Annotated in this window: 21 protein-coding genes and 2 pseudogenes; 12 read left to right on the forward strand and 11 right to left on the reverse strand. The window is 39.4% G+C overall.

The features are described from left to right. The first annotated feature begins 112 nt into the window (after window positions 1-112). Window positions 113-754 carry a lysostaphin resistance A-like protein gene (locus SANK73390_RS16700; RefSeq protein WP_462767478.1) on the forward strand — a complete coding sequence of 214 codons (642 nt, stop codon included), beginning with the start codon at window positions 113-115 and terminating at the stop codon, window positions 752-754. Between the two features lie 46 nt (window positions 755-800). On the opposite strand, the gene SANK73390_RS16705 is transcribed toward SANK73390_RS16700, so the two are convergent. After that, complete coding sequence (locus SANK73390_RS16705) at window positions 801-2,225, reverse strand: sodium-dependent transporter (RefSeq protein WP_261625839.1); 1,425 nt, start codon at window positions 2,223-2,225, stop codon at window positions 801-803. 174 nt (window positions 2,226-2,399) lie between these two features. On the opposite strand from SANK73390_RS16705, the gene SANK73390_RS16710 reads away from it, so the two are divergent. The 5 genes from SANK73390_RS16710 to SANK73390_RS16730 all read left to right on the forward strand — a co-directional run bounded on the left by SANK73390_RS16710 (window position 2,400) and on the right by SANK73390_RS16730 (window position 5,428). After that, window positions 2,400-2,699, forward strand: coding sequence for a YciI family protein (locus tag SANK73390_RS16710; protein ID WP_462767610.1), 300 nt, complete (start codon window positions 2,400-2,402; stop codon window positions 2,697-2,699). 75 nt (window positions 2,700-2,774) lie between these two features. Then, entirely contained in the window at window positions 2,775-3,020 is a 246-nt protein-coding gene (locus SANK73390_RS16715) for a PepSY domain-containing protein (RefSeq protein WP_462767480.1), read from the forward strand. 2 nt (window positions 3,021-3,022) lie between these two features. Beyond that, on the forward strand, window positions 3,023-3,697 hold the full coding sequence (locus SANK73390_RS16720; RefSeq protein WP_462767482.1) for a response regulator transcription factor: 675 nt from the start codon (window positions 3,023-3,025) through the stop codon (window positions 3,695-3,697). After that, window positions 3,691-5,031, forward strand: coding sequence for an ATP-binding protein (locus SANK73390_RS16725; protein WP_462767484.1), 1,341 nt, complete (start codon window positions 3,691-3,693; stop codon window positions 5,029-5,031). The genes SANK73390_RS16720 and SANK73390_RS16725 overlap by 7 nt, the downstream gene beginning before the upstream one ends. Beyond that, the gene (locus tag SANK73390_RS16730; protein ID WP_462767486.1) at window positions 5,018-5,428 is read left to right on the forward strand and encodes a hypothetical protein; all 411 of its coding nucleotides are present in this window, start codon (window positions 5,018-5,020) and stop codon (window positions 5,426-5,428) included. Before SANK73390_RS16725 ends, SANK73390_RS16730 begins: the two co-directional genes overlap by 14 nt. A gap of 4 nt (window positions 5,429-5,432) precedes the next feature. On the opposite strand, the gene SANK73390_RS16735 is transcribed toward SANK73390_RS16730, so the two are convergent. Next, window positions 5,433-6,455: an AI-2E family transporter gene (locus tag SANK73390_RS16735; protein ID WP_261592831.1), complete on the reverse strand. Its 1,023-nt coding sequence runs from the start codon at window positions 6,453-6,455 to the stop codon at window positions 5,433-5,435. A gap of 132 nt (window positions 6,456-6,587) precedes the next feature. Here SANK73390_RS16735 and SANK73390_RS16740 point away from each other — a divergent pair, with 132 nt between their 5' ends. Continuing rightward, complete coding sequence (locus tag SANK73390_RS16740; protein WP_462767489.1) at window positions 6,588-7,493, forward strand: TIGR01777 family oxidoreductase; 906 nt, start codon at window positions 6,588-6,590, stop codon at window positions 7,491-7,493. A gap of 454 nt (window positions 7,494-7,947) precedes the next feature. Here SANK73390_RS16740 and SANK73390_RS16745 read toward each other — a convergent pair whose 3' ends face one another. The 3 genes from SANK73390_RS16745 to SANK73390_RS16755 form a co-directional block, all read right to left on the reverse strand. Beyond that, entirely contained in the window at window positions 7,948-9,024 is a 1,077-nt protein-coding gene (locus tag SANK73390_RS16745) for a hypothetical protein (protein ID WP_462767491.1), read from the reverse strand. Between the two features lie 305 nt (window positions 9,025-9,329). Next, complete coding sequence (locus SANK73390_RS16750) at window positions 9,330-10,385, reverse strand: hypothetical protein (protein ID WP_462767493.1); 1,056 nt, start codon at window positions 10,383-10,385, stop codon at window positions 9,330-9,332. Between the two features lie 241 nt (window positions 10,386-10,626). Beyond that, window positions 10,627-11,055: a MarR family winged helix-turn-helix transcriptional regulator gene (locus SANK73390_RS16755; RefSeq protein ID WP_462767495.1), complete on the reverse strand. Its 429-nt coding sequence runs from the start codon at window positions 11,053-11,055 to the stop codon at window positions 10,627-10,629. Window positions 11,056-11,164: 109 nt separating this feature from the next. On the opposite strand from SANK73390_RS16755, the gene SANK73390_RS16760 reads away from it, so the two are divergent. The 4 genes and pseudogenes from SANK73390_RS16760 to SANK73390_RS16775 all read left to right on the forward strand — a co-directional run bounded on the left by SANK73390_RS16760 (window position 11,165) and on the right by SANK73390_RS16775 (window position 13,192). Next, window positions 11,165-11,593, forward strand: coding sequence for an organic hydroperoxide resistance protein (locus SANK73390_RS16760; RefSeq protein WP_462767497.1), 429 nt, complete (start codon window positions 11,165-11,167; stop codon window positions 11,591-11,593). Window positions 11,594-12,055: 462 nt separating this feature from the next. Then, window positions 12,056-12,139, forward strand: a pseudogene (locus SANK73390_RS16765) (TonB-dependent receptor plug domain-containing protein); the annotation flags it as partial. 132 nt (window positions 12,140-12,271) lie between these two features. Then, window positions 12,272-12,430: a hypothetical protein gene (locus tag SANK73390_RS16770; protein WP_462767499.1), complete on the forward strand. Its 159-nt coding sequence runs from the start codon at window positions 12,272-12,274 to the stop codon at window positions 12,428-12,430. A 222-nt stretch (window positions 12,431-12,652) separates the two neighbouring features. Beyond that, window positions 12,653-13,192 (forward strand): TonB-dependent receptor domain-containing protein, encoded by a 540-nt coding sequence (locus tag SANK73390_RS16775; RefSeq protein ID WP_462767501.1) that lies wholly within the window; start codon window positions 12,653-12,655, stop codon window positions 13,190-13,192. 77 nt (window positions 13,193-13,269) lie between these two features. On the opposite strand, the gene SANK73390_RS16780 is transcribed toward SANK73390_RS16775, so the two are convergent. The 6 genes and pseudogenes from SANK73390_RS16780 to SANK73390_RS16805 all read right to left on the reverse strand — a co-directional run bounded on the left by SANK73390_RS16780 (window position 13,270) and on the right by SANK73390_RS16805 (window position 21,158). Beyond that, the gene (locus SANK73390_RS16780) at window positions 13,270-15,951 is read right to left on the reverse strand and encodes a DUF349 domain-containing protein (protein WP_462767503.1); all 2,682 of its coding nucleotides are present in this window, start codon (window positions 15,949-15,951) and stop codon (window positions 13,270-13,272) included. Beyond that, the gene (locus SANK73390_RS16785) at window positions 15,941-16,222 is read right to left on the reverse strand and encodes a YeaC family protein (RefSeq protein WP_462767505.1); all 282 of its coding nucleotides are present in this window, start codon (window positions 16,220-16,222) and stop codon (window positions 15,941-15,943) included. The genes SANK73390_RS16780 and SANK73390_RS16785 overlap by 11 nt, the downstream gene beginning before the upstream one ends. Window positions 16,223-16,224: 2 nt before the next feature. Next, window positions 16,225-16,551 carry a hypothetical protein gene (locus SANK73390_RS16790; protein WP_462767507.1) on the reverse strand — a complete coding sequence of 109 codons (327 nt, stop codon included), beginning with the start codon at window positions 16,549-16,551 and terminating at the stop codon, window positions 16,225-16,227. Between the two features lie 77 nt (window positions 16,552-16,628). Continuing rightward, window positions 16,629-18,360: pseudogene (locus SANK73390_RS16795) on the reverse strand (alanine/glycine:cation symporter family protein). 65 nt (window positions 18,361-18,425) lie between these two features. Next, window positions 18,426-19,553, reverse strand: coding sequence for a M14 family metallopeptidase (locus SANK73390_RS16800; RefSeq protein ID WP_462767509.1), 1,128 nt, complete (start codon window positions 19,551-19,553; stop codon window positions 18,426-18,428). A gap of 159 nt (window positions 19,554-19,712) precedes the next feature. Beyond that, a complete protein-coding gene (locus tag SANK73390_RS16805) occupies window positions 19,713-21,158 on the reverse strand; it encodes a glyceraldehyde-3-phosphate dehydrogenase (RefSeq protein WP_261592819.1) in 1,446 nt (481 codons plus the stop codon). A gap of 144 nt (window positions 21,159-21,302) precedes the next feature. On the opposite strand from SANK73390_RS16805, the gene SANK73390_RS16810 reads away from it, so the two are divergent. Further along, window positions 21,303-22,103 carry a DUF2989 domain-containing protein gene (locus tag SANK73390_RS16810; protein WP_462767511.1) on the forward strand — a complete coding sequence of 267 codons (801 nt, stop codon included), beginning with the start codon at window positions 21,303-21,305 and terminating at the stop codon, window positions 22,101-22,103. Window positions 22,104-22,119 lie beyond the last annotated feature (16 nt).

Genomic DNA, 22,119 nt, shown 5'->3' on the forward strand with positions numbered 1-22,119 from the left:
AGTATTCAAGCTAGAGCCACAATGCTGCTTGCCAATATTGTCGCAATAATATCACTTACAAAGGCATTTTTACTGCTATAGTTTTTGTAACTGATTGAAAGTGAGAATATCCTTGAACGCTAGTCAATACCGTTGGTGTGAACTGTTTTTAATTTTCTTTTGCTTGCCAATTCTTGCATATGTTTTTCGTGATCACTTGTCCAATTGGCTATTTCCTGCACTCATTATTTTGATGATAGTTTGCAGCTTTCTATTACTTAGCGACCCCCACTTTAAGCGCTTTCGTTTGACCAGCTTAGGGCAGTTTTCTACGATTAAACGGCGTTTGTTTACAACTTTTTTTGCAGGGGCCCTATTTTCAGCCATGCTATACGGACTGTCTAACCAAGAGAATTGGTTTGCATTGCCGCTGAATTCAACAACCCAATGGCTGTATTTACTCATTGCTTACCCAGTGCTTTCCGTGCTCCCGCAGGAGCTTATCTTCAGGAGTTATTTTTTCCACAGGTACAAGCGCATACTACCAAAAAAAAGCGCACGTATCGTCCTCAGCGCCGCTGTATTCGCTCTAGCTCACTGTGTTTATGATAACTGGATTGCAATAGCACTTTCTTTCGCTGGCGGTTTGTTGTTTTCTTATACCTATGCACACAGTCGTTCACTGTTAGTGTGCGTACTTGAGCACAGTTTGTGGGGGCTGTGGATTTTTACTTTAGGGCTAGGTGAATACTTAGATTCTGGTATGACTTTTTGACAAAAAGCCGAGACACCTCGGCTTTTTGGCTCAAGATTAAGATAGGCTAGAACCCGAATATACTAAAAGCAAAAAACTTGGTCGATACCGTATTAACAAAAATAATAAGTAGTATGACTGGGATAAAGGTTGAAAGTGAGAAGTTTACGTATTTTTCACCAAAACTGCCTTTGTAGTGCTCACAACCTTGCTCTAACTCCGCATTTAAATTTGATTTTTTCCAACGGTAAATAACAAACAAGCAAACCATTAAGCCATTTAACGGTAAAATTGTGTCGTAGAAAACATCATAGACCAAGTCAAATAAGCTTTTGTTAGCGCCACCATAGTTTACAAATTGAGTTAACCAATCAACCATACCAAATGACATGGTACATAATACAGTTAACAACCCTGTTGATGCTGCTAAAACTAGTAATGCAGTTTTACGGCTCAAGTTTTTTTCTTCCATCAACGCAGAGGTAGGCACTTCTACGATTGATACCAAAGAGGTGATCGCAGCAAAAAACACTAACAAGAAGAAAATAAACGCGACAATAGATGCCCCTACGTAACCTATATCACTTTGCGTTGCTAATAAGATTTTTGGTAAAAACTCGAAAATCATTGATACAGATGATTCAGATAACTCATCAGTATTGGTTGCAGGGTTAAAACTAAAAATAGCAGGAAGCACCATGAGACCTGCAATAAATGCCACTAAAGAGTCCGTAATAGCCACCATTTTTGCTCCGCCTACAATATCGTCTTTCTTAGAAATATAAGACGCATAGGTCATCAAAATACCCATACCCAATGACAGTGAGAAGAAAGCTTGTGATAAAGCGCCATTGAGCACACTGGCATCCATCTTAGAAAAATCTGGTACTATGTAGTAGCGCACTCCCGCCATGGCATTATCAAGTGTTAAGACGTAAGCAACTAAACCTGTTAACAGCACAAACAGAGTCGGCATTAGGAACTTCGCAGCTTTTTCAATCCCCTGTTTAACACCGCCCACTAGAATCAAATTAACAATTAGGCCAACAAGCAGCATGTACCAAAATACGCTAGTTTGGTTTATAAACTGACCAAAATGGCTAGGATTAGCCAAAGCATCTAAATTGCCCATGGCGGTTTGTACTAGATAGCCAAAGATCCATACCGTTATAACCATATAAAATACCGCTATCATAAACGGCGTTAATACAGCTAACCCACCTGCAATAGACCACCGCTTATCACCCCCAGATAGGTCTTTATAAGCACCGTAAGGGTCTTTCTGCGATTTTCTACCCATGGCCATTTCAGCCATCATTACAGGCAAACAAATAAATGCCACAAATAAGGCATACACTAATAAAAATGCACCACCACCATTTTTAGTTGCAGAAACAGGAAAACCGACCAAATTACCAATACCAACCGCAGATCCCGCGGCCGCTAATATAAAACCCAGTCGAGAGCTAAAATGCTCACGATTTGCACTCATGTGAAAAACCTTATTATTATTTTTTCTTAATATCCGAGCGACTCTACCAGCCTTGATATAGGCTTTTCAAGTTTTAAAGGATAAAGCCCCCTACAAATGTCATGAAGGATTTACATTAATATGCAAAGCAGACTAATATATGCGTTTGTTTGTTCTAACAATGAATCGCTCACTATGCTTTATATGATTTATTCTACTGATGTAGAAAACTCTTTAGAAAAACGCCTTGCAACAAGACCAGCTCATCTTGCACGCTTAACCGAATTGCAAACACAAAATCGCCTCTTTGCCGCAGGGCCATTGCCAGCTATAGATAGTGAAGACCCAGGACAAGCGGGCTTTAGTGGCTCCTTAGTCATTGCAGAGTTTGCATCGTTAGAGCAAGCCAAAGCTTGGGCAAACGCTGATCCCTATATCGAAGCTGGCGTTTACGCTAATAGCGTTGTTAAGCCGTATAAAAAAGTATTGCCATAATTCAGTTTTGGTTAATTACACGTACCATAAGATTGCGACAGATGTTTAGCAATGCAAACAATGGAGCTTAGTAAAATGCGATTGTCAGTTTGTTTTCTTTTTATTGCCTGTCTCTACTGCACTGATGTGTTAGGTGCAGCAAACGAAAACAAAAATGTGAATAAAAAACAAGCCATTGAACTAGCCCTAGCAGAATATAAAGGGCGAACGCTCAAAATTACAGAACAAAATGACAGTTTCATAGTCAGAGTGTTACAAACTGATGGCCGTGTTATCGATATTATTGTTGATAAAAAAACAGGCACGGTCACAAAGGATTAAAAATGCGAATTTTAGTAATCGAAGACGATATACAGCTAGCAGAAAACCTGCGCAGCGCACTTGAAAAAGAAAAGTATAGTATTGATTTATGTCATGATGGAGAGTCTGGGTTATTTCATTTGACTGAATACCCACTTGATATGGCAGTGATTGACTTAGGGTTACCAAAATTAGATGGTATTGAACTAATCAGACGGGCTCGCGCAGCCGGTATTAAGATCCCAATTTTAATCTTAACGGCGCGAGACCGATGGCAAGACAAAGTAGAAGGGTTAGACGCGGGCGCCGATGATTATCTCACCAAGCCATTTCATGTAGAAGAACTGATAGCTAGGTGTAATGCGCTTATTAGACGTAGCGCAGGTCAAGCAAATCCAGAGATTTGCATTGGCCCGATTAAAATTCACACTCGCTCTCAACAGGTTTGGGTGGGTGAACAAGAATTATCACTGACTGCATATGAGTATAAAGTACTTGAATATATGATGGTTAACCCACAAAAGGTGATTTCTAAATCTGAATTAACAGAGCATATATACGATCAGGACTTTGATCTTGATTCAAATGTCATCGAAGTATTTGTATTGCGTCTGCGTAAAAAACTTGACCCCGATGGTAGTTTAAACCCAGTAGAAACATTGCGTGGTAGAGGGTATAGGTTTAAAACCCAGTGGTAAAAACAGCTCAAATTTCTCTCAAAATAAGACAAGGATTTATCCTTGTCTTTGTGCTTTTAGTGGCACTGCCTGCACTATTTTTTTCAATTGGTCGTGCTTATCATGCATCCCTAGTAGAAGCGACTGAAAAAACGCTTGAAGCACATCTATATTCATTAATTTCTGAAGTCGAATTCTTAGAAGACGGATTGGAAATGCCGCGTACAATCTTAGCACCAGAGTTAAACCGAATAAACTCAGACACGTTTGCGTTAATTTACCAAGGACAAGAGCTTATCTGGTACTCTGAATCGGCGATTAATTTGTCTTTTTCACCCATTTTTGATGATGATGAAGCTGGTGCCGCTGATTTTAAATTGATTAGCTACAGTGGCAGAGAGTTTTGGCAACTAAGTTTAACTGTGATTTTAGGGAATGCAGATTATTCTCAGCAAGCTAAGTTTGTCTTACTCAAAGATAACAAAGCACTAATAAAATTGATGTCCGGATTTAGAAATACATTAATTAGCTGGACCATGATTATGGGTGTAATTATTGCCGCACTTATGGCAATCGGATTCATTTGGAATGCCCGGCCATTACAGCGATTGGACAAAGAGATCAAAGCCATTGAAGCGGGTAAAATAGAAAAAATCACAGGCCTCTACCCTAAAGAGTTAGTGACAATAAAATCAGACTTAAATTTATTGCTTGATTCACAAAAGCGCCAGAAGGAACGTTATAGAGCCTCTTTGAGTGACTTGGCTCACGCACTCAAAACACCACTCGCGGTACTTAAATCGAGTGAATTAGCCAAAGATCACGATGCTCAAGAGCAACTAGACCGCATTAATGTGATGATCGAACATCAGCTTAAAAGAGCCGCAACTGGTGCATCTGACACTTGGAAAAAACAGACAATCATCAAACCAATTCTCAACTCAATTTTAAATGCGATGAAAAAGGTCTATCATGATAAGGAGATTATTTTTAATTCTCAATGTGATGACAAACTTGCATTTTTGGGTGACAAAACCGACTTAATGGAAATTTTGGGCAATCTTATCGATAACGCATGTAAAGCATGTAATACACAAGTGGAAATTAATGTGCGCTTTGATAAACATAACACGCTTCAGTTCGAGATAGAGGATGATGGTCCTGGTGTACCTGAACATCAACGCTCGGAGTTGCTCAAAAGAGGAAGCCGTTTAGATACATACGAAGCAGGACACGGCGTCGGGATGGCGATTGTGTCTGACTTAGTTAATGCTTACCATGGTAATATTGAGATAGGAAGCTCTAAATTTGCAGGTGCAAAATTTTTAATCGAATTCAATTATGACAAAAATTAGTGTTACATTAGTTTTCTTGTTGCCACTATGTGCACAAGCAAGCTCAACAGACATCACACTACAGGATTGCTCTTCGCTTGAAAGCTATCACCCTGTTGATTCAAAAGTTTATATTAAGTGCTTAGACAGTAATATTAATATGGTGCGCAGGCACCAGCAAAGCTGGATCAATAAGCTGTTACACGATATTGAGCAAATTCAAACTCAAACGGGCAACACTCAACTGATGCCCATTATCAAAAGAAGTATTGTGTACCATGAGCAGTATTCTGACGATACCTGCAAATGGCGCTACCTTTACACACTACCAAACTCTATTAAGGCTTCAGTAGCATACAAAAAATGTACACTACACATGTTACACCGGCATATTGAAGACTTACAGCAACCTTATTAAGCAGTTACTCGTCTCTACCACCTAGCATAGTCGCTAACCAACGACCATCATCACTGTTTTCTAACGCTATTTTTACTACCATTGTCAAAGGAACTGACAGCAACATACCGACTGTGCCTAACAACCACCCCCAAAATATTAAAGATAAAAATACGACTAGCGCAGATAGCCCAAGTCCTCTGCCCATATATTTTGGCTCTACAATATTACCCATCACAGTATTAATGGTTACGTAGCCTATCGCTACAATACCTGCGACCAAAGGGCCATGTGTAACAAGCGCAAGCAGTACGGCCGGAATAGCAGCAATAATAGAACCGATATTAGGGATATAATTCAATAAAAAGGCAACCACGCCCCACAATACAAAATAATCAACATTCAGCAACCAAAGTAACAACGACGCGCAAATACCAGTAGCCAAAGAAACCATTGTTTTAATAGCAAGATATGAGTTAATTGACTCCAAGAATCGATCAATTTGTTTAATTTTCATTTCTGGGTCATCAAGAGCCAAATGCACCTTGTTAGTGATCATAGGTGCTTCAAATAACATAAAAACCACTGTCAGTATGATCAAGAACACATTAGCCATTACACCGCCAAATCCCGTCAACATGGAAGATGCCATATCGATCATTTTCCCTGGGTCAAACAGTGAGATAATTTGTTGTTTATCAATTAAAATATTATATTGTGCTGCAGTATTGACTAACCAAAGAAATTTACTTTGCAACTGCTCCCTATAACTCGGTAACTGCTGTGAGAAATCGGTAACCGATTGGCCCACTAACCCAGCAATACTAGTGCCAATCGCAAGCACAAGAAAAATCACAATGATAATCGCTATTCCTTTGGGGATGTGAAACCTCGCAAAAAACTTTAAAAGTGGATTACAAATAATGGCGATAAAAGCAGCCAAGATAAAAGGCACGATAATATCGCTGGCGAGCTTAACACCCGCAAATACGATTACAAGCGAAGCCAAAACCACGAGACTTTTATTTAATCCTGATAATGATGACACATAACTTCCTTACTAAGTTTTTGCTGAGTTTAAAGTATTACCATACAAAATAAAACGTTATGATCTTTATTCAGTATTTTCCGTAAATTACCTACACTTGATTATATAAACACATCTTCAGAGCAAACGAATATGAATATTTTGGTTACAGGCGCTACTGGCTTAATAGGCGATCACCTATGTCGATTTTTATACAACAAACATCAGGTCAGTATATTGACGCGTAATGTACCAAAAGCACAGCAGCAATTCAGGAACCGGGTAAATTGTTTAAATAGTCTTGATAAGATAGATTTCAACCAAATAGATGTTGTTATAAATCTTGCCGGAGAGCCAATCGCAGAAAAACGCTGGACAGACAATCAAAAACAACTAATACGCCAAAGCCGTTTCAATATTACACAAGCTATTGTTGAGAAGATAGATAAAGCGCAAACACCGCCTCACACATTTATATCAGGTAGTGCAATCGGCTATTATGGTCGCCAAAGTAACGATGTAACCATTGATGAAAAGCACGACAAACCATATGATGAATTTAGTCATCGCTTGTGCAAACAGTGGGAAGACCTTGCCATGAGCGCGCATAGCCCATCAACTCGCGTATGTATTTTGCGAACGGGCATTGTGTTGAGCCAACATGGTGGTGCACTTAAAAAAATGCTATTGCCATTCAAATTGGGCTTAGGTGGCAAACTTGCCAACGGCAAACAAATGATGTCTTGGATACATATAGATGATATGGTTCATATCATTTTATTTCTACTCAAGCATAACGAAATTAATGGCGTGTTCAACGCAACAGCCCCCACCCCTGTGAGCAATGATAATTTTACCCAAGCACTGGGCATCGCATTACGTCGGCCAACATTTTTACCCATGCCTGAGAAAGCCCTAAAGCTATTATTTGGTGAAATGTCTGAGCTATTAATTTATGGTCAAGCGGTCATTCCAAAACGTTTGCAACAATCGGGGTATCGGTTTAGGTTTAGCAGTATTAGTGAAGCGTTGTCCAACTTATTGGTCAGAGATAGCTAAAATAGTAAAGTATGCCGTGAAAGATTTAAGGCTTGAGTAATTGGTTTGGTATTAAACTAATTATATGCACATCCTGCGTTTGCTAAGGTCTGTTGATCTTTGCTACGTGTTTTTTCAACAGTCATTCGGGTATTTTCTCAAGGCAGAACCTGCATCCAGAGCTATTCTATGTAAGTCAGGTGATAACGTAGAAAAAATGCCCGAATAGCGCTGCCCAAAGGGTTCACTACTTTATTATTCGCAACTGACATAAACTAAAAATGATTCATGTAGAATAACTACATATCGAAATTTGTGCCTAGTTACAAAGCCATTTATCTGTCGAAATATCTATTCATTTAATGCAATTGGTATGATAGTTGTTTTAGACTGCATGAAAAAGCGACAATGCAAAATGTATACTCTTTGTCGCTTTAACTGAGTAAACTTACATATTTAGAGCTAATGTTAAATACTAAGGCAGTACGCTATTAATAAGCTGAGATACACTCTTGCTATCTGAGCTTTTCACATAACGATAGTGCTCTTTGAATATCCAAAAGCCAGTGCTTTTATCATAGGTTTGAAAGCCAACATTACGCCCAGCTACGTCTATGTTGTTTTGTGCTATTGTCACCTTCCCTTGGTTATCAGCTTTACGGATATTACTATGTGTATAGTCATCAGCCATGATTAACGGGTAGTGGTACGGCATAAATCCAGTGACCGCATTACTTTGTGATTTGATTTTCCCATCCATTGCAATCTGTTGCGAACAACTACCAAACCTTCCGACCCTGCTGGCACCACATGCAGAGTGCGAGGCAACAACACCATCATCACTGCCCTTTAAAAATCCACCCGTAATGCCAAAAAAGTCACTTGAATTAGCAACAAAACGCAGCCGTGGTGCTCGGCTATCAGGTAAAGGTGCTATTTTTCGCGCGTTATTAACTTTTAAGTCATGCAGCACGCCCAATGCATCGACTGTAGAGCTGCCTAACCATAAATATATCGCAGCTTCGACTAAGTCATCCCAGGCATTCCCGCCCATTAGCGCACTAACTGCTGTATCTGCTAACTCACTACCTCCACCTGCGCCTGCAATATCAAAGGTTGCAACAATATTAAGCGGTTGCAATCCCGCATTTTCAAGCCAGTTTGCTTGATTATCTAACAGATAACGCGCAACTAGATCGCCAGTTGAGTGTGTTAGTAATACACAACCAGACTCACACAAACCTGATTGAGAAAGTTGTTTTAACTTAGGCCATAGCCAATCAGTTGCAATCTTGCCTTCAATACGTTCATATGATGGCCAATCAATACGCTCGTCAGCTTTATCTGTCCAGTAAGATGACCAATAAGATTGACCATCACTAATAACATTTGTACCGTTGGGATTAGTCAATTGAGATGGCTGAAAACCATGGATAAGAATCGTTTTGTAATCATTACTGTGCGCTGTAAAACTTGTTAATAAGCATAAAATAAACACCCCTAGGGTATTCCCAAGGGATTTGATGCTCAACTTACCGAATTTGTTGTTCATGTAAAACTCCTGAGTATTTATTTATTATTCATTTGTACACTCAGACATCAGATCTCGTATCACTGAGTGACCTCAGTATGTTTAAGAAATAAACAAAGTTCAACAATAAATTTACAACAAACCCGATTTAGACAACAAACATTCTCCTCTTAGAAACACCTTTAAGTATAAAAATCAGATAAGTACATGTTATTTTGATAAAGAACAAATAGATTAATAACTCTACTTTAACTTAATGTGTTCCTTAGCTTGAGTACGATGAAACTGATTAACTTATTGAATAAGATACCTCTGTTACCGACAAGCTAAAGCTGGCCACTATTAGCTAGCTGGCGTAAAAACTCCAAGCTCTGTAGTTCCTTTGAACTCGCTTGGTAAGGTAGCTGCTGTAAACTGTCATAGGGAAAGTCTTGGATCTCATATAACTTTATATCACTACTGCCATAACTATTAGGTTCGTCAGGGCTTGGTGACATGCGCTCAATAACAAATCCAGACAAAAGCATATTGGAAATTTTCGGTTGTAGAACTGACCAATGTGCCTGAAGCTTAATCGTTTGTGTGCCTCGTGATAACTTTTCTTTGCTCACTAAATGCGCTAAAGGCAGTTCACCTGCAAATAGGTTCGCTCTTAAACGATATACACCCGGATTTGTAACTTCTAAACGCACATCAACGACCATATTATCATTGTGGGGGTATACGTCAGAAATAGAGACAACTTTTGCACTGGGCTGCATGTACTGAAATTGCGCAATAATAGGCACCTCCTTTCGTTCAAGCTGAGCGCTGGCAATAAGCTGGAGATTTCTAGGCAGTTGCTTACTCCCTTTAAATCGCGCTTCATAAGGATGAGTTAATAAGCGGGTAGATGCATATTCTTGCTGGTTATCTATATCTACCAATTTTAGTTCAACGTTTTTAACGTCAGGGCCACTTATCTCAACAACAATATCTTCTGGATACACATAACGATATTTTGAAAGTTTAATGGTCAACGGTTCTGACTTATCAGCAATCACACTTGAAACGGGGTAAAAATAGTTGGGCCTTAGACGATCGTCGTCATTAGCTGATAAAGGTTGAGAATATGGAGGATATTTTAGCGCTTGTTGGTATTGAGTCGCGACATGTTCTGCTGCTTCACTAAGTTGATCACTCATTTGCACCATGGCATGTACCGTGTTTGTTTGTGGCTTTGGCAATGGCGCTACGCCCTTTGTTACATCAGTTAAAGCTGAGCCTACTGGCGGCTTCTTATACACACCTTTACTTTTACTCTCTTGCTCTTCATTATCTGATAGAGACCAAAACAATAAACCTGCAAGACATACACTTAGCACAAGGTACTTTTTTTCCATACCATACTCTCTCAGTTATACAGTTGTCATGAAAGAAGTCAAAGATAAAGCTCCCTACCTAAGACCTTTAGAGTTATTTTAAAGCCAGTATGTAAAATTTAAACCAAGCATTCAAACAAAATTCAATATTTATTAACCTATGCCGCAACTAGTTGACAGACTTCGCTCATAAAACTCGAAGATAAATAGGTACGATTGAAATAGCATCAATCATTACACACTTTAAAATGCACTAAAGCGACTATAACTCAACCAATACTTTATCTAATAGCTGTGTTAATTGCTTCAGGTCTTGCGATGTTATATTTTTGAAACTACAACGTATTCTTTCAGGGATCGCCTGAGCATCAGCTTTAAGGTTTAAACCTGAGGGTGTTAAAATAACCCACTTTTTTCGTTTGTCATGTTCATCTTTAACAATATTGAGTAACGACTTAGCAACCATTTTTTTTAAGATCAAAGTCATGGCGCCTCCATCTATGGCAGTTTTTTCCAGCAATTGCGCGATCGTTAACTTATCATGCTCCCACATTGCCATCATCACAATATATTGTGGATAAGTGAGATCAATTGTTTCGAGTAATGGTCTGTAATTTCTAGTTACACCATTTGAAGCCATATACAACCGGTGACATAGCTGGTTTTCTAACTTAAGAAGACTGTCATTCATAATATTTACCTCTAGGCTTATTTTATTTTGTACGCAAAGTATTTGCAAATTATTTTAATGTTACATATACTTTGCATGCAAACCAAATATAACCAACTAGGAGAAAATAATGAATCAATTACAATCAGTCGCCTATTCAGCCCAAGCGAGTGCAACCGGAGGTCGTGAAGGCACTGCCAAATCAAATGATGGCCGTTTGGATGTGAAGCTTTCAACTCCAAAAGGGCTAGGTGGTGATGATGGCGCTGGTACTAATCCAGAGCAATTATTTGCAGCAGGATATGCAGCTTGCTTTATTGGTGCGTTAAAGTTTGTCTCTGGGCAAAATAAACAATCGCTGCCTAGCGATACCAAAATTGACTCGCAAGTTGATATTGGCGCTATTGAAGGTGGTTTTGGTATTGCTGTAAAGCTTACCGTAACTATCCCTAATATGGATAAAGATACAGCGACGCAACTTGTTGAAAAGGCGCATCAAGTATGCCCTTATTCAAATGCAACGAGAGGCAATATTGCTGTAGAACTGATAGTTGGCTAACAGTCGACAATATGTAGGTATAATATTCTATACTGATGGACTTAAATCCTTTTTAAGTCCTAATTTATAATAGTTAATAATTTTATGGTGTTAGTATTACCGTATTAATAGTTTAAATTTTTTTGGTAACTCATTTGTTCATTACTACGAAATATCAGTTTTTTACTCAATCCGAAACAAAATAACATTGTTTAGGTTGAAAAATTAACACCCCCTTCCCTGCATAATAATTAGTGCTCAGTGCAGGCTACCTACTAGTTCGCTTGCACAGACAAGTACCATTGAACAAAAGCAATTAGAGGTCATTACGGTTACCTCTTGTAAAAAAGTCGAGTCGATTCTTAAAATACCTATGAGTGTCTCTGCGGTTTCTGCCGCAGCACCGAGAAGTCAACTTATTTTACGTGGTTTAAGTGGCGGTAATGATACCACTCCTGATACACCGCCATATTTATCGATGATATTCCCTATGAATTTACAAATTTAGCCGATATCAAACGGGTAGAAATATTACGCGGCCCACAAGGCACACTATATGGCTCTAACGCTATCGGTGGTAATGTACGTGTTATCACCAATAAACCTCGTTTAGATGAATTTGAACTATTAGATACTATACAAGGGGCTGCTGAAAAAGATGTAGATGGCTACGACAGTAGCATGTCTTTAGGTGTCAATATGCCTTTAATAGACAATACCCTAGCTATGTGCATAAACGGTAACATCACTAATAATATGCGTCCTATGGCTAGCAAAGCCACTGGTCAACTGAGTGAGAAAAACCGACTTCATACGCACCCAATTATTGTGACAGCCAATAGATGGCACAACGGTTAACTTTACATAAGTTCGAGATGAGCGAAACCCAAAGGATACACGTCAAGCGATAGATCAAAACCTGCTAGCTATTACAGCTTAAACTATAAAAATTACCCGAATGCTCAGAGGTATCACACCAATGGAATGACTGCGACCCAAGCTGAAGTCGTGTGCGTTGCGCACAAAGCAGTGAGTTTGTAACAGGCGCAGTTGACTAATATTCTGTATATGAAACATTCGATGGTTGGGGAAAAGGATACCTGTGGTTTTAGTTATACAGCTAATGCCGGTGCTGCACAATCTCGTGGTCTTGAGTTTGAGTCAAAAGCCAACCTAACTGATAATTTATCACTTATCTTTAATGCTTCGTATACTAAATCGGAGCTTACGCAAGACAATGACACTATTGGTGGTAGCAAAGGCGATGAAGTGACCTTAGTACCTAAATACAATGCCTACATTGCGCTTGATCAAGAGTTTGAATTTAGAGGTCGTCCGGCTTTTATTCGCGCTGATATGAGTGCCTATGGTAAATATCAAGCACATTTTGATACTAAAGATGGCGATAAAGTACCTAGTTATGAGGTGTTTAACTTATCTGCACGCTATGAGCTAAATGACAACGTAAAACTTAGCGTTCACCTGAACAATGTTGTTAATAATGATGCGGTTAAATATCAAAAGGACAGAAGTCGAAGCGATAGTGCAACAGCGCAGAAATATATCGAGTTTTTACCCGGTAGAACCCTAGCTGCACGCTTAGATTATATTTTCTTCTAAAATCCAAAAAGATACTGAAGGCAATAAAAAATCCGATGCATTACATCGGATTTTTTATTGGATTACGTAAAACTAAGCTAACGTTTTAAAATAGCAATCACTCTATTGCTATCAACTTGACCATTACAAACACTAAAATAATCAAGCAAACACTGCTTAAAACTGACTTTTTCGCCCTGCAATTTTGCATCCAATAAGGCAACTTGCTCAGCCATACGCAGTGATTTTAACTCAGCTGGGGAGCTAACTTCTGCCAGAATTTCTAAACGAAGTAATAGTTGCTCACCCGTAAGCTTACTTATACTTTTAGCTTGTTGCCAAGCTTCAGGAAGTGGCTCACCATGCTCTATGGCTGCAATAAGAACATCATATTTTTGCTGATCTTTTTTTACCGCTAGCTTTTGCTTAAGCTGTGCAGTTTTATCTACTAAAGCTGCTTGGAGCTTTTTCATGCTAGGCAATAAGCGTAATTCAGAAACTTTTGCAGCAAGTTGTTCAAGCTCTTGCTCTGATAAGTCGTTATGTAGTTGCGATGCCAAAGCATCTAACTGAGCCTGCTGCTGAGTTTCTTGTTCAGATTGCTGCTGCTTATGTAATTCAAATTGCTCACTTCGCTTAACAAACACCGCATCGTTATGTGCTCTAAAGTTTTGCCATAAAGTATGCTCTTGTTTAGAGCCTGCAAAACCAATCGTTTGCCATTGTTTTTGAAGCTCTTTAAGTTGCTCACACGCTGAAGCGAGGTCATCTAATTCAAGCTGCTGCTGCGCTTGCTCAACAAGCTGTTGTTTCAATACTGCATTACTTTGGTGGTAGGCCTTTAAACGATCATTCACCACATTATAATTGCTGCGATATTCATTATTGAGTGTTTTATACACTGCGCCATCAACACTGCCAGCTGAGCGCCATTGCTTTGCTATACGATTGAATTGGCTTTCATATTGTCGCCAATCAAATATCTGCTGTTGCGTATCTTGAAGACCAAGTTCTTGCATTTGCTCAATAATAAGCGTTCTCGATTTTTTAGCTTCATCGCGTTGACGTTCCTGCTGCGCAAAGAATTCACGACACGGTGCAAATAACAACTCTATTTTTTCATCGAACAAGGCTGCCTGAGCTTTTTCTTCATCTGTATCTATACGGCCTAATTCGTTCCAACGAGCTCTGAGTAATTTAACTTCTTTCGCTCGCTCTTTAGGGTCAATATCAGTTTGAGTAAGTTTTTCATCAAGTAGTAATAATAACTCAGCACGTTTAGGTGTGGCTGCGTATTTTTGCCAATCACGCACCTCTTTTAACGCGTCACTTAAACCACTGTGCAACTTCTCAATACTTTGCTGATTGTATTCAGTTAGTTTCTCATAATGCTCTAAAAAGCCATTGAACACACCAAACGCGACATTAAAACGGCCTTGTTCGATAAGCCTTTGCACATCTTTAGCTTTTCGTCTTGCTTGCTTTAGCTGGTTTTGCTGCTCATCGACTAACGGCGAGACATCCTGCTTAAACTGCTTGCTCAAAGCATTTAAACGCGCTGATGCCTGCTTATGTAAATTCGATGGTAGTTTGCGTAATGTAGTTTTACACTGTTCATACGCTGCTTTTTGTGCAGTTAATACAGCATCTAACTGCGTAATATCTTGTGCAGGTTTAATCTGTTCAAGCTCATCAAGGCTTTTTTGCATCAATGTATTAGCAGCAATCAGTTCAGGAAGCTTCGCCAATTGTTGCGTCAAGCTATCAACCTGCTTGTTCAATGTAAGCAACTCTTTTGATTCAATAAACTCACTGTGCGTTAGCTGTGCTTTTAAATCAGCAAGCATGTCACCTAAAGCTGACGAATGCTGCTCTTCAAGCGCCTCAATGGCTGCAGCTAATTGCATTTCAGCACGTGTCGCGGCCTCTGTCATTTGGCTAATAAAGTTCGCTTTAGCTTGCAATGCCAGCTCATGCGCTTGCTGTGTGTAAAAATCATGCTTTAGCTTGGCTAAATGTTGAGTTAACTTTTCATTGATACGATTAAACTTTTCATCCACCGTAGCGATGGTATCTTCATTCAACCATTTTAGTTCAATTTCTTGCCACTGCATTAGCAGGGCAGTTGATTGCTCTTCAACTTGCAGGTATTGCTGCTTTTCACGCAAGGCATTGAGCTTGGCCAACACGACTTTGGTCTGCTGCTCAACTTGGGCTGGCATTTCTTTAGCTAAACGTTGCTGCTCGATACGGTTAGTAATGTGCGTCTTAGCTGCGTTGTGGGCGCTTTTAATAACTGCTTTTTCTAATTGATACTGTTCAATTAAAGGCAGCAATGCAACTTGCAACTCTTCTGCACCATCTTTAAAGGCGCGTTCAATTAACTTTGTATTGGCCAAACGCTTAAGTAATTTGACTCTGACCTGAATCTCTTTTTCTGAAAAAGCTAATTTCTCTAGTAGTTTTGCTGATGCATATTTATCTATATACTCGCAGCGAATATCATCGGATAACGCCTCATTTTTATTTAGTACAGCACTGGATATTTGTTGTTCAGCAAGCTCTTTCAGACTTTGATCTTGTTTGTAGGCTTGCCACCATAACACTAAATTATTAACTTTGTGCAATGCTTTTTTACGGATTTCAGCTGAGCTATCCTGAAGCGCTAAAGTGTTCAATACCTCGGCATCTTTTCCGGTATCTAGTTTATCAACTGCGGCTAGACGCACCGCTGTTTTTGGATGCTTCCACTTCGGGGTAAAAAGGTGTTTAAAGATCATTTTCGCTGAACCTAGCTATTTCATTTTGGGTTTTAAATTCTTGTTGCAACTCACGCTTTGATTTTTGAACCATTTCGCCACGTTCATTAACAGTAAATTGCTCATTACTTTTTGCTACTTTGGCCTGATACAGCATTACCAATTGTACCGTTTGCACTTTTTGCGCTTCACTGAGCACTGTGCCATCAGGCCACTTACCCGTTGATGCACCATATTGCAAACGTTCAAACACATCTGGAGTAATACTATTTACCAAATTATCAATATTCATCGCTACTTTTTCTTTTTCAGATATATCAAAATTACACGGTTAACCAAATACCACACACAACCAGTCGCGATTGCTCCTTGGGCTGCCATCATCTGAAATGAACCGGGTTCGGGTTGACGCCAATACATGTAAAAAAAACCACCCAAGAACAAGATTAATGCTAAAAATGAGTGATTAATAAATTTTTGCTGTTTACTGATACGCTTTCTACTTGCAAGGCGTTCAATTTGTTCAGCCGTCATTTCACCTAACTGCATTTGGCAGTTCGGGCATACGGTGTTTTTATTTGAAATAGATTTGCTGCAACCGGGACATTGTACAATTGCCATAAATAACTCTCCAAATGCTACAAAAAAGCGCCCATTGTGGGCGCCATTTTACTCGCTTTCTAATCGAATGTCTTTGTTCAATTAGACTCGTTTACCCGCATGCTGTTTTTATCATCACCTTTGTTCGGATTTTGGTCATCAGCATTATGCTCAGAGTTAAATTTCTGCCAATAATCATCAACAGACTCTTTCATTTCTTTACGGAGTAAGAAAATACCAAACAAGTTAGGTAATGTCATCACAACGATAGCGACCGCTGCCAACTTCCAAACTAGCGTGGTATCTGCAAATGATGCCCAGAAGAAACCTGCTACATAAAATACCCGATAAGGCATTACTGAACGGCTACCAAGCAGGTAAATCATCGCACGGTCACCATAGTAAGACCAAGCAATTGCAGTTGAAAATGCAAACATAAGTAAACCAATGGAAACGATGTATTGTCCACTGTCACCAAAGAAACCTCGGGTAAATGCTTTCGTGGTCAGCTCTGCTGAGTGCACCAGCGACTTACCTCGAATGCTGATACTGTTATCAACTACTATACCATTTGCAATTTCGACAGTGCCAGTATAAACATGTCGCTCCGTAATACCAAAGCGGATATTTTCACCAATTGAGCGAGAGTGAAGGATAGTAAAGTCATTGCTCAGGGCTTTACCTTGAACTACTTCAATATTGCCATTATAAAGCTCAATATTATGCTCTTTACCCCCATTTAGATACTGATAAAGAGACTCCCTTTGTTGCGCGTTACCCTCACTATATTGACCTTGAATAATAGTCATAGATGAGCGCTCAAATTGTGTATCGAATTTTTCGGACCACACGCCTGATGATAAAATAACAAGGCCCGTCAACGTACAAATAATAATAGTATCAATAAATGGCTCAAGAATTGATACCATCCCTTCAGATACTGGCTCATCAGCCTTAGCCGATGCGTGAGCTATTGGTGCAGAGCCTTGCCCCGCTTCATTTGAAAATAACCCTCGGTTTACTCCACGGTTAAACGCATAGGCAAATGATGCCCCGAGGAATCCACCTGCCGCTGCAGAGCCAGACATTGCATTTGTAAATACTGATGCAAACGAAGGTCCAATATTCTCTATATTATAAAAAAATCACACCGAATGCACCGACGATATATACTGCAGCCATCAGTGGTACAATGCGAGAGGTAATTGCAGCTATGCGCTTAATACCACCAAGAATAACCAAAGCTAATAGTACAGATAATACGCCACCAGTATGCCAAGGTTCAAAACCAAATGTCGCCTCCATACCCTGAGCAATATTATTGATTTGCGGCAAACTGCCAGTACCAAACGAACTAATTACTGTGGCTATGGCAAATAAGATAGCCAACCACTTCATATTCAAGCGACGGTCCATATAGTACATTGGGCCACCCGCCATAGTACCATCGTCTGTTTTTACACGGTATTTATGAGACAACGTCACTTCTACAAACTTGGTCGTCATACCAAAGAATGCCGTCATCCACATCCAAAATAATGCGGCTGGACCACCAATTGAAATCGCCAATGCAACACCGCCGATATTACCTGTACCTACTGTGCCCGATAAAGCTGTTGCCAATGCTTGGAAATGCGTGGTATCTCCTTCGTGACTCTTTTTATCAAACTTACCAGTAACCACTTTACATGCATGTTTGAAATATCGAATTTGTGGGAACTTGAGATAAATTGTAAAAAAGAACCCTACACCTAATAATACATATGGGAACCATGCCGATCCCCCTAAAATACTATCTAGAAAATCTAGAAACTGTCCGAACGCATCCACGACTCACCCTCTTGTTGTTATACGTAAAAAGCAACCTTATATTAGGTTGCTTTTTGCATTGTTTATTATCTTAAGTTATCTACCACACTAACGATAGCCGCTAATGTATCTTGTCCAAATTGATATGAACGTCTGTCGGACCAACCATAATATGGATCAGGCAAGTTCGCATTATCTTTAAACGGCATTTCGATAGTAAATGCCAACACTTTAAATGCCTCGCCAACTGCACTTGAAGCAACCGTTAAATTAGCCTCCCCAGGTGCATCTTTATCATAGCCAAATTCATCTTGAAATTCAGGTGTAATGGTGAGCAATGCATTTTTAAACACCTCTTCAAGGTTTTTAATACGTGCATCATAACTGGGAATACCCTCACCACCAGCTACAAAATTGTATGGTAGCGCTTCATCACCATGGATATCTAAATACATATCAACACCCGTTTCATGCATTTTATTTAATACATAATAAACCTCAGGTGATTTTTCTAAACTCGGCGTTTGCCATTCTCTGTTTAAATTAACACCCGCTGCATTGGTACGAAGATGCCCTCTAACACTGCCATCAGGGTTCATGTTAGGTATGATGTGGAATACTGCTTTTGATAGTAATGCAGCAGCATGAGGGTCTTCATCATCAAGTAGTTTATGCAATAACCCCTCAACAAACCACTGTGCCATAGTTTCACCGGGATGTTGACGAGCAGTTATCCAAATATGTTTTTTATCGTCGCTGGGTTCACCTATCGTTAATAAACTAATATCTCGTCCATCTAGGGTTTCGCCTAGTGTCTCAACTTCACTAATATCGTGACTTTGAGCCCAATAAACTAAATCTAGATGGCGCTCATAACTATAAGGTGTAAAATAAGCAAAGTAGGTATGCGCATACTCAGGTTCAAAATCAATAACTAATTGACCATTATCGTACTGACTCGGTACTCTGAACCAAGTTTGGCGATCATAAGATGCGACTGCATGATAGTCGTCCCACCCCTCAGGGTAAGCAGACTTGTCTAAACCATTTATATGTAACTTATGACATAAAAACGGTGTGCTTTCGAGGCGAAAGTGAAACCACTGGAAAAATTCCGACTCATTGTCTTGGTTAATTTCTAACTGAATATCAAGTGGCTCGCTTGAATCAAGCACCTTGATATTGCCACTGTCAAAATTACTGGAGATCTTCATTATGTACCTTAATATTTCATTCCATACTAATAAGATAGAACCACTGCGCTGTTAATCTTGTTATCTACCTGTAACGTAATAGGGTCAAGAGTAACACAGCATGATAAGTTCAAAAACCAAAAAAGCCAGCAAAAGCTGGCTTTTTGAAGCTAAAATGTATTAACGAGGTAGGCTTGGAAAAGAGACTTCTGCCATATCGCGCATTACTCGCACTACCTGACAGCTATAGCCAAACTCATTATCGTACCATACGTAAAGTACAACTCTGTCGCCGTCAACAATAGTAGCTTGGGAATCAACTACGCCCGCATAACGACTACCTACGAGGTCAGTTGATACAATTTCTGTTGACGCCGTATAATCAATTTGGTCGCGTAACTCTGAATACAACGACGTGTCACGTAAAAACTCATTTAACTCGTCACGGTCAGTCGCATTTTCAAGATTTAAGTTAATAATCGCCATCGACACATTAGGTGTAGGTACGCGGATAGCATTACCTGTCAACTTACCAGCAAGCTCAGGTAGAGCTTTAGCAACCGCTTTGGCTGCACCAGTTGAAGTAATAACCATATTCAATGCAGCACTACGACCACGACGTTCAGCCTTGTGGTAGTTATCAATCAAGTTTTGGTCATTAGTATACGAATGCACTGTTTCTACATGGCCATTCTTAATACCAAACTTATCATTAATTGCTTTCAATACAGGTGTGATGGCATTAGTTGTACAGCTAGCTGCTGATACAATTTTATCTTCGTTCTTTATATCCTGGTTATTTACACCATAAACAACGTTCTTAATGTCACCTTTAGCAGGTGCGGTCAATAATACTTTAGCCGCACCGGTAGATTTCAGGTGAAGGCCAAGACCATCTTCATCTTTCCAAATACCTGTATTATCAACAATCAAGGCATTTTCAATGCCATACTTAGTATAATCTACTTCATCAGGAGAATTTGAATAAATTATTTGAATGTAATTACCATTTGCTTTGATTGCACTCTTTTCATGGTCAACAGTAATCGAACCATTAAAAGGCCCATGAATAGAGTCACGGCGTAGTAAGCTTGCGCGTTTTTCCAAATCACCATCACGACCACCACGCACCACAATTGCACGTAATCGTAAATCAGCGTGAGAGCCGCCACGTTCAATAAGTAAGCGCGCTAATAAACGACCAATGCGGCCAAAGCCATACAACACAACGTCACGAGGTTTCTGCTCACCATCTTTATTGAGCAACTCACTTAATTCTGCGTTTAAATATTCTTCAATAGAGCGACCTTCGCCAGCATTCTTATAAATATAGCCGTATGCTAGCTTGCCCAAATCAATACGTGCTGGCGCTAAGTCCATTTTACTGATTGCTTCTAGAAATGGAAAACTTTCGCGCAAACGCAATTTACGCTCTTCAAAACGAGCAACCGTTTTGTGTGCTTTAATTACATCAATCGTGCTCGTATTTACTAATGGACGACCGTAAACAGCAATTTCTATGCCTGCGTTACGGTATAAACGGCCAATAATTGGCTGCATGTTTTCTGCGTAATCTTGGCGTTCTTGCCAGCTATTTTGATATTCTTGCTCGTGAGATAAGGTCATTTTTTCTGCCTAATAAACAATTTTTGAACGGATAGCCCACTTGGGCATCGCTATTCTAATTTAAACTGCTTTGATTCTCCACTGTTACTCATCAATTCATTGGGCTAGAATACTAATTAACAACTAACCATTAGAGGAAGTCTTATGGCATTAAGACAATCTATTGTCTTATCTGTATTGCTGTTGGCTGGGTGCGACGATACCATAACGTTAAGTCATGTTTGTAACGAAACCCCTGGTTTGTGTAGTGACTTAAATACTGATAGTCATTGTAGAGAAGAGCGTGCCAATGTCATAATCGCTCGCTATCATGAATATAAAGAGCCTACCGACAATAACAAATACCAATTACTTAAATTATTTGAAGGCTACAACAAGTGCGTATCACGTGCTGCAAAAATAGAACACATAAAGCTAAAAGAAAAAACCACTTCACGAGTAGAAGGTCACTTAACTAGCCTCAAAGAGATGAACCGGATTTTTAACGAAACCTTAGATACTTCTCATCCAGGGCTACTCTACTATCATTGGTCTCGTAACAATAATAAAGCAGCCATGAATAAATTGCTAAATATGCAAGATCAAAAAGATGTGCGTAACGACTCTGAACTGCAATTATTTTTAGCGACGTTTTACGCAAAAATTGATGATGATAAAACGATAAATATTCTGTACCGTGTCTTAGAGCTAAATCAAGCGGGTCAACATCCAGCTGCAGAGGTTTATGAAACATTAACCAGCATTTTTTATAAACAAGAAAAATATAAACACGCTTACACCTTCGCGAAAGTAGCAACTCTATCTGGCTACACAAATGTAGATATCATCCCCATAGAAAACCAACTTATAAGTGCGGGAAAGTCATTAGACTCTTATGATGAACTCGCACAACAAACTTATAAGCAAATACAAGAAGGTATATTTGTTTCACCAAGAGAGTTTTAAAAAAAGAGCAGCGCAA

Source organism: Pseudoalteromonas sp. SANK 73390 (assembly GCF_054966645.1).

What these genes read in the sequence shown, in the direction of transcription:
- SANK73390_RS16705 (WP_261625839.1), bottom strand. Translation starts at nt 2,225, where the DNA reads ATGAGTGCAAATCGTGAGCATTTTAGCTCTCGACTGGGTTTTATATTA.
- SANK73390_RS16710 (WP_462767610.1), top strand. Translation starts at nt 2,400, where the DNA reads ATGCTTTATATGATTTATTCTACTGATGTAGAAAACTCTTTAGAAAAA.
- SANK73390_RS16715 (WP_462767480.1), top strand. Translation starts at nt 2,775, where the DNA reads ATGCGATTGTCAGTTTGTTTTCTTTTTATTGCCTGTCTCTACTGCACT.
- SANK73390_RS16720 (WP_462767482.1), top strand. Translation starts at nt 3,023, where the DNA reads ATGCGAATTTTAGTAATCGAAGACGATATACAGCTAGCAGAAAACCTG.
- SANK73390_RS16730 (WP_462767486.1), top strand. Translation starts at nt 5,018, where the DNA reads ATGACAAAAATTAGTGTTACATTAGTTTTCTTGTTGCCACTATGTGCA.
- SANK73390_RS16740 (WP_462767489.1), top strand. Translation starts at nt 6,588, where the DNA reads ATGAATATTTTGGTTACAGGCGCTACTGGCTTAATAGGCGATCACCTA.
- SANK73390_RS16745 (WP_462767491.1), bottom strand. Translation starts at nt 9,024, where the DNA reads ATGAACAACAAATTCGGTAAGTTGAGCATCAAATCCCTTGGGAATACC.
- SANK73390_RS16750 (WP_462767493.1), bottom strand. Translation starts at nt 10,385, where the DNA reads ATGGAAAAAAAGTACCTTGTGCTAAGTGTATGTCTTGCAGGTTTATTG.
- SANK73390_RS16755 (WP_462767495.1), bottom strand. Translation starts at nt 11,055, where the DNA reads ATGAATGACAGTCTTCTTAAGTTAGAAAACCAGCTATGTCACCGGTTG.
- SANK73390_RS16760 (WP_462767497.1), top strand. Translation starts at nt 11,165, where the DNA reads ATGAATCAATTACAATCAGTCGCCTATTCAGCCCAAGCGAGTGCAACC.
- SANK73390_RS16770 (WP_462767499.1), top strand. Translation starts at nt 12,272, where the DNA reads ATGCCTTTAATAGACAATACCCTAGCTATGTGCATAAACGGTAACATC.
- SANK73390_RS16775 (WP_462767501.1), top strand. Translation starts at nt 12,653, where the DNA reads ATGGTTGGGGAAAAGGATACCTGTGGTTTTAGTTATACAGCTAATGCC.
- SANK73390_RS16780 (WP_462767503.1), bottom strand. Translation starts at nt 15,951, where the DNA reads ATGATCTTTAAACACCTTTTTACCCCGAAGTGGAAGCATCCAAAAACA.
- SANK73390_RS16785 (WP_462767505.1), bottom strand. Translation starts at nt 16,222, where the DNA reads ATGAATATTGATAATTTGGTAAATAGTATTACTCCAGATGTGTTTGAA.
- SANK73390_RS16790 (WP_462767507.1), bottom strand. Translation starts at nt 16,551, where the DNA reads ATGGCAATTGTACAATGTCCCGGTTGCAGCAAATCTATTTCAAATAAA.
- SANK73390_RS16800 (WP_462767509.1), bottom strand. Translation starts at nt 19,553, where the DNA reads ATGAAGATCTCCAGTAATTTTGACAGTGGCAATATCAAGGTGCTTGAT.
- SANK73390_RS16805 (WP_261592819.1), bottom strand. Translation starts at nt 21,158, where the DNA reads ATGACCTTATCTCACGAGCAAGAATATCAAAATAGCTGGCAAGAACGC.
- SANK73390_RS16810 (WP_462767511.1), top strand. Translation starts at nt 21,303, where the DNA reads ATGGCATTAAGACAATCTATTGTCTTATCTGTATTGCTGTTGGCTGGG.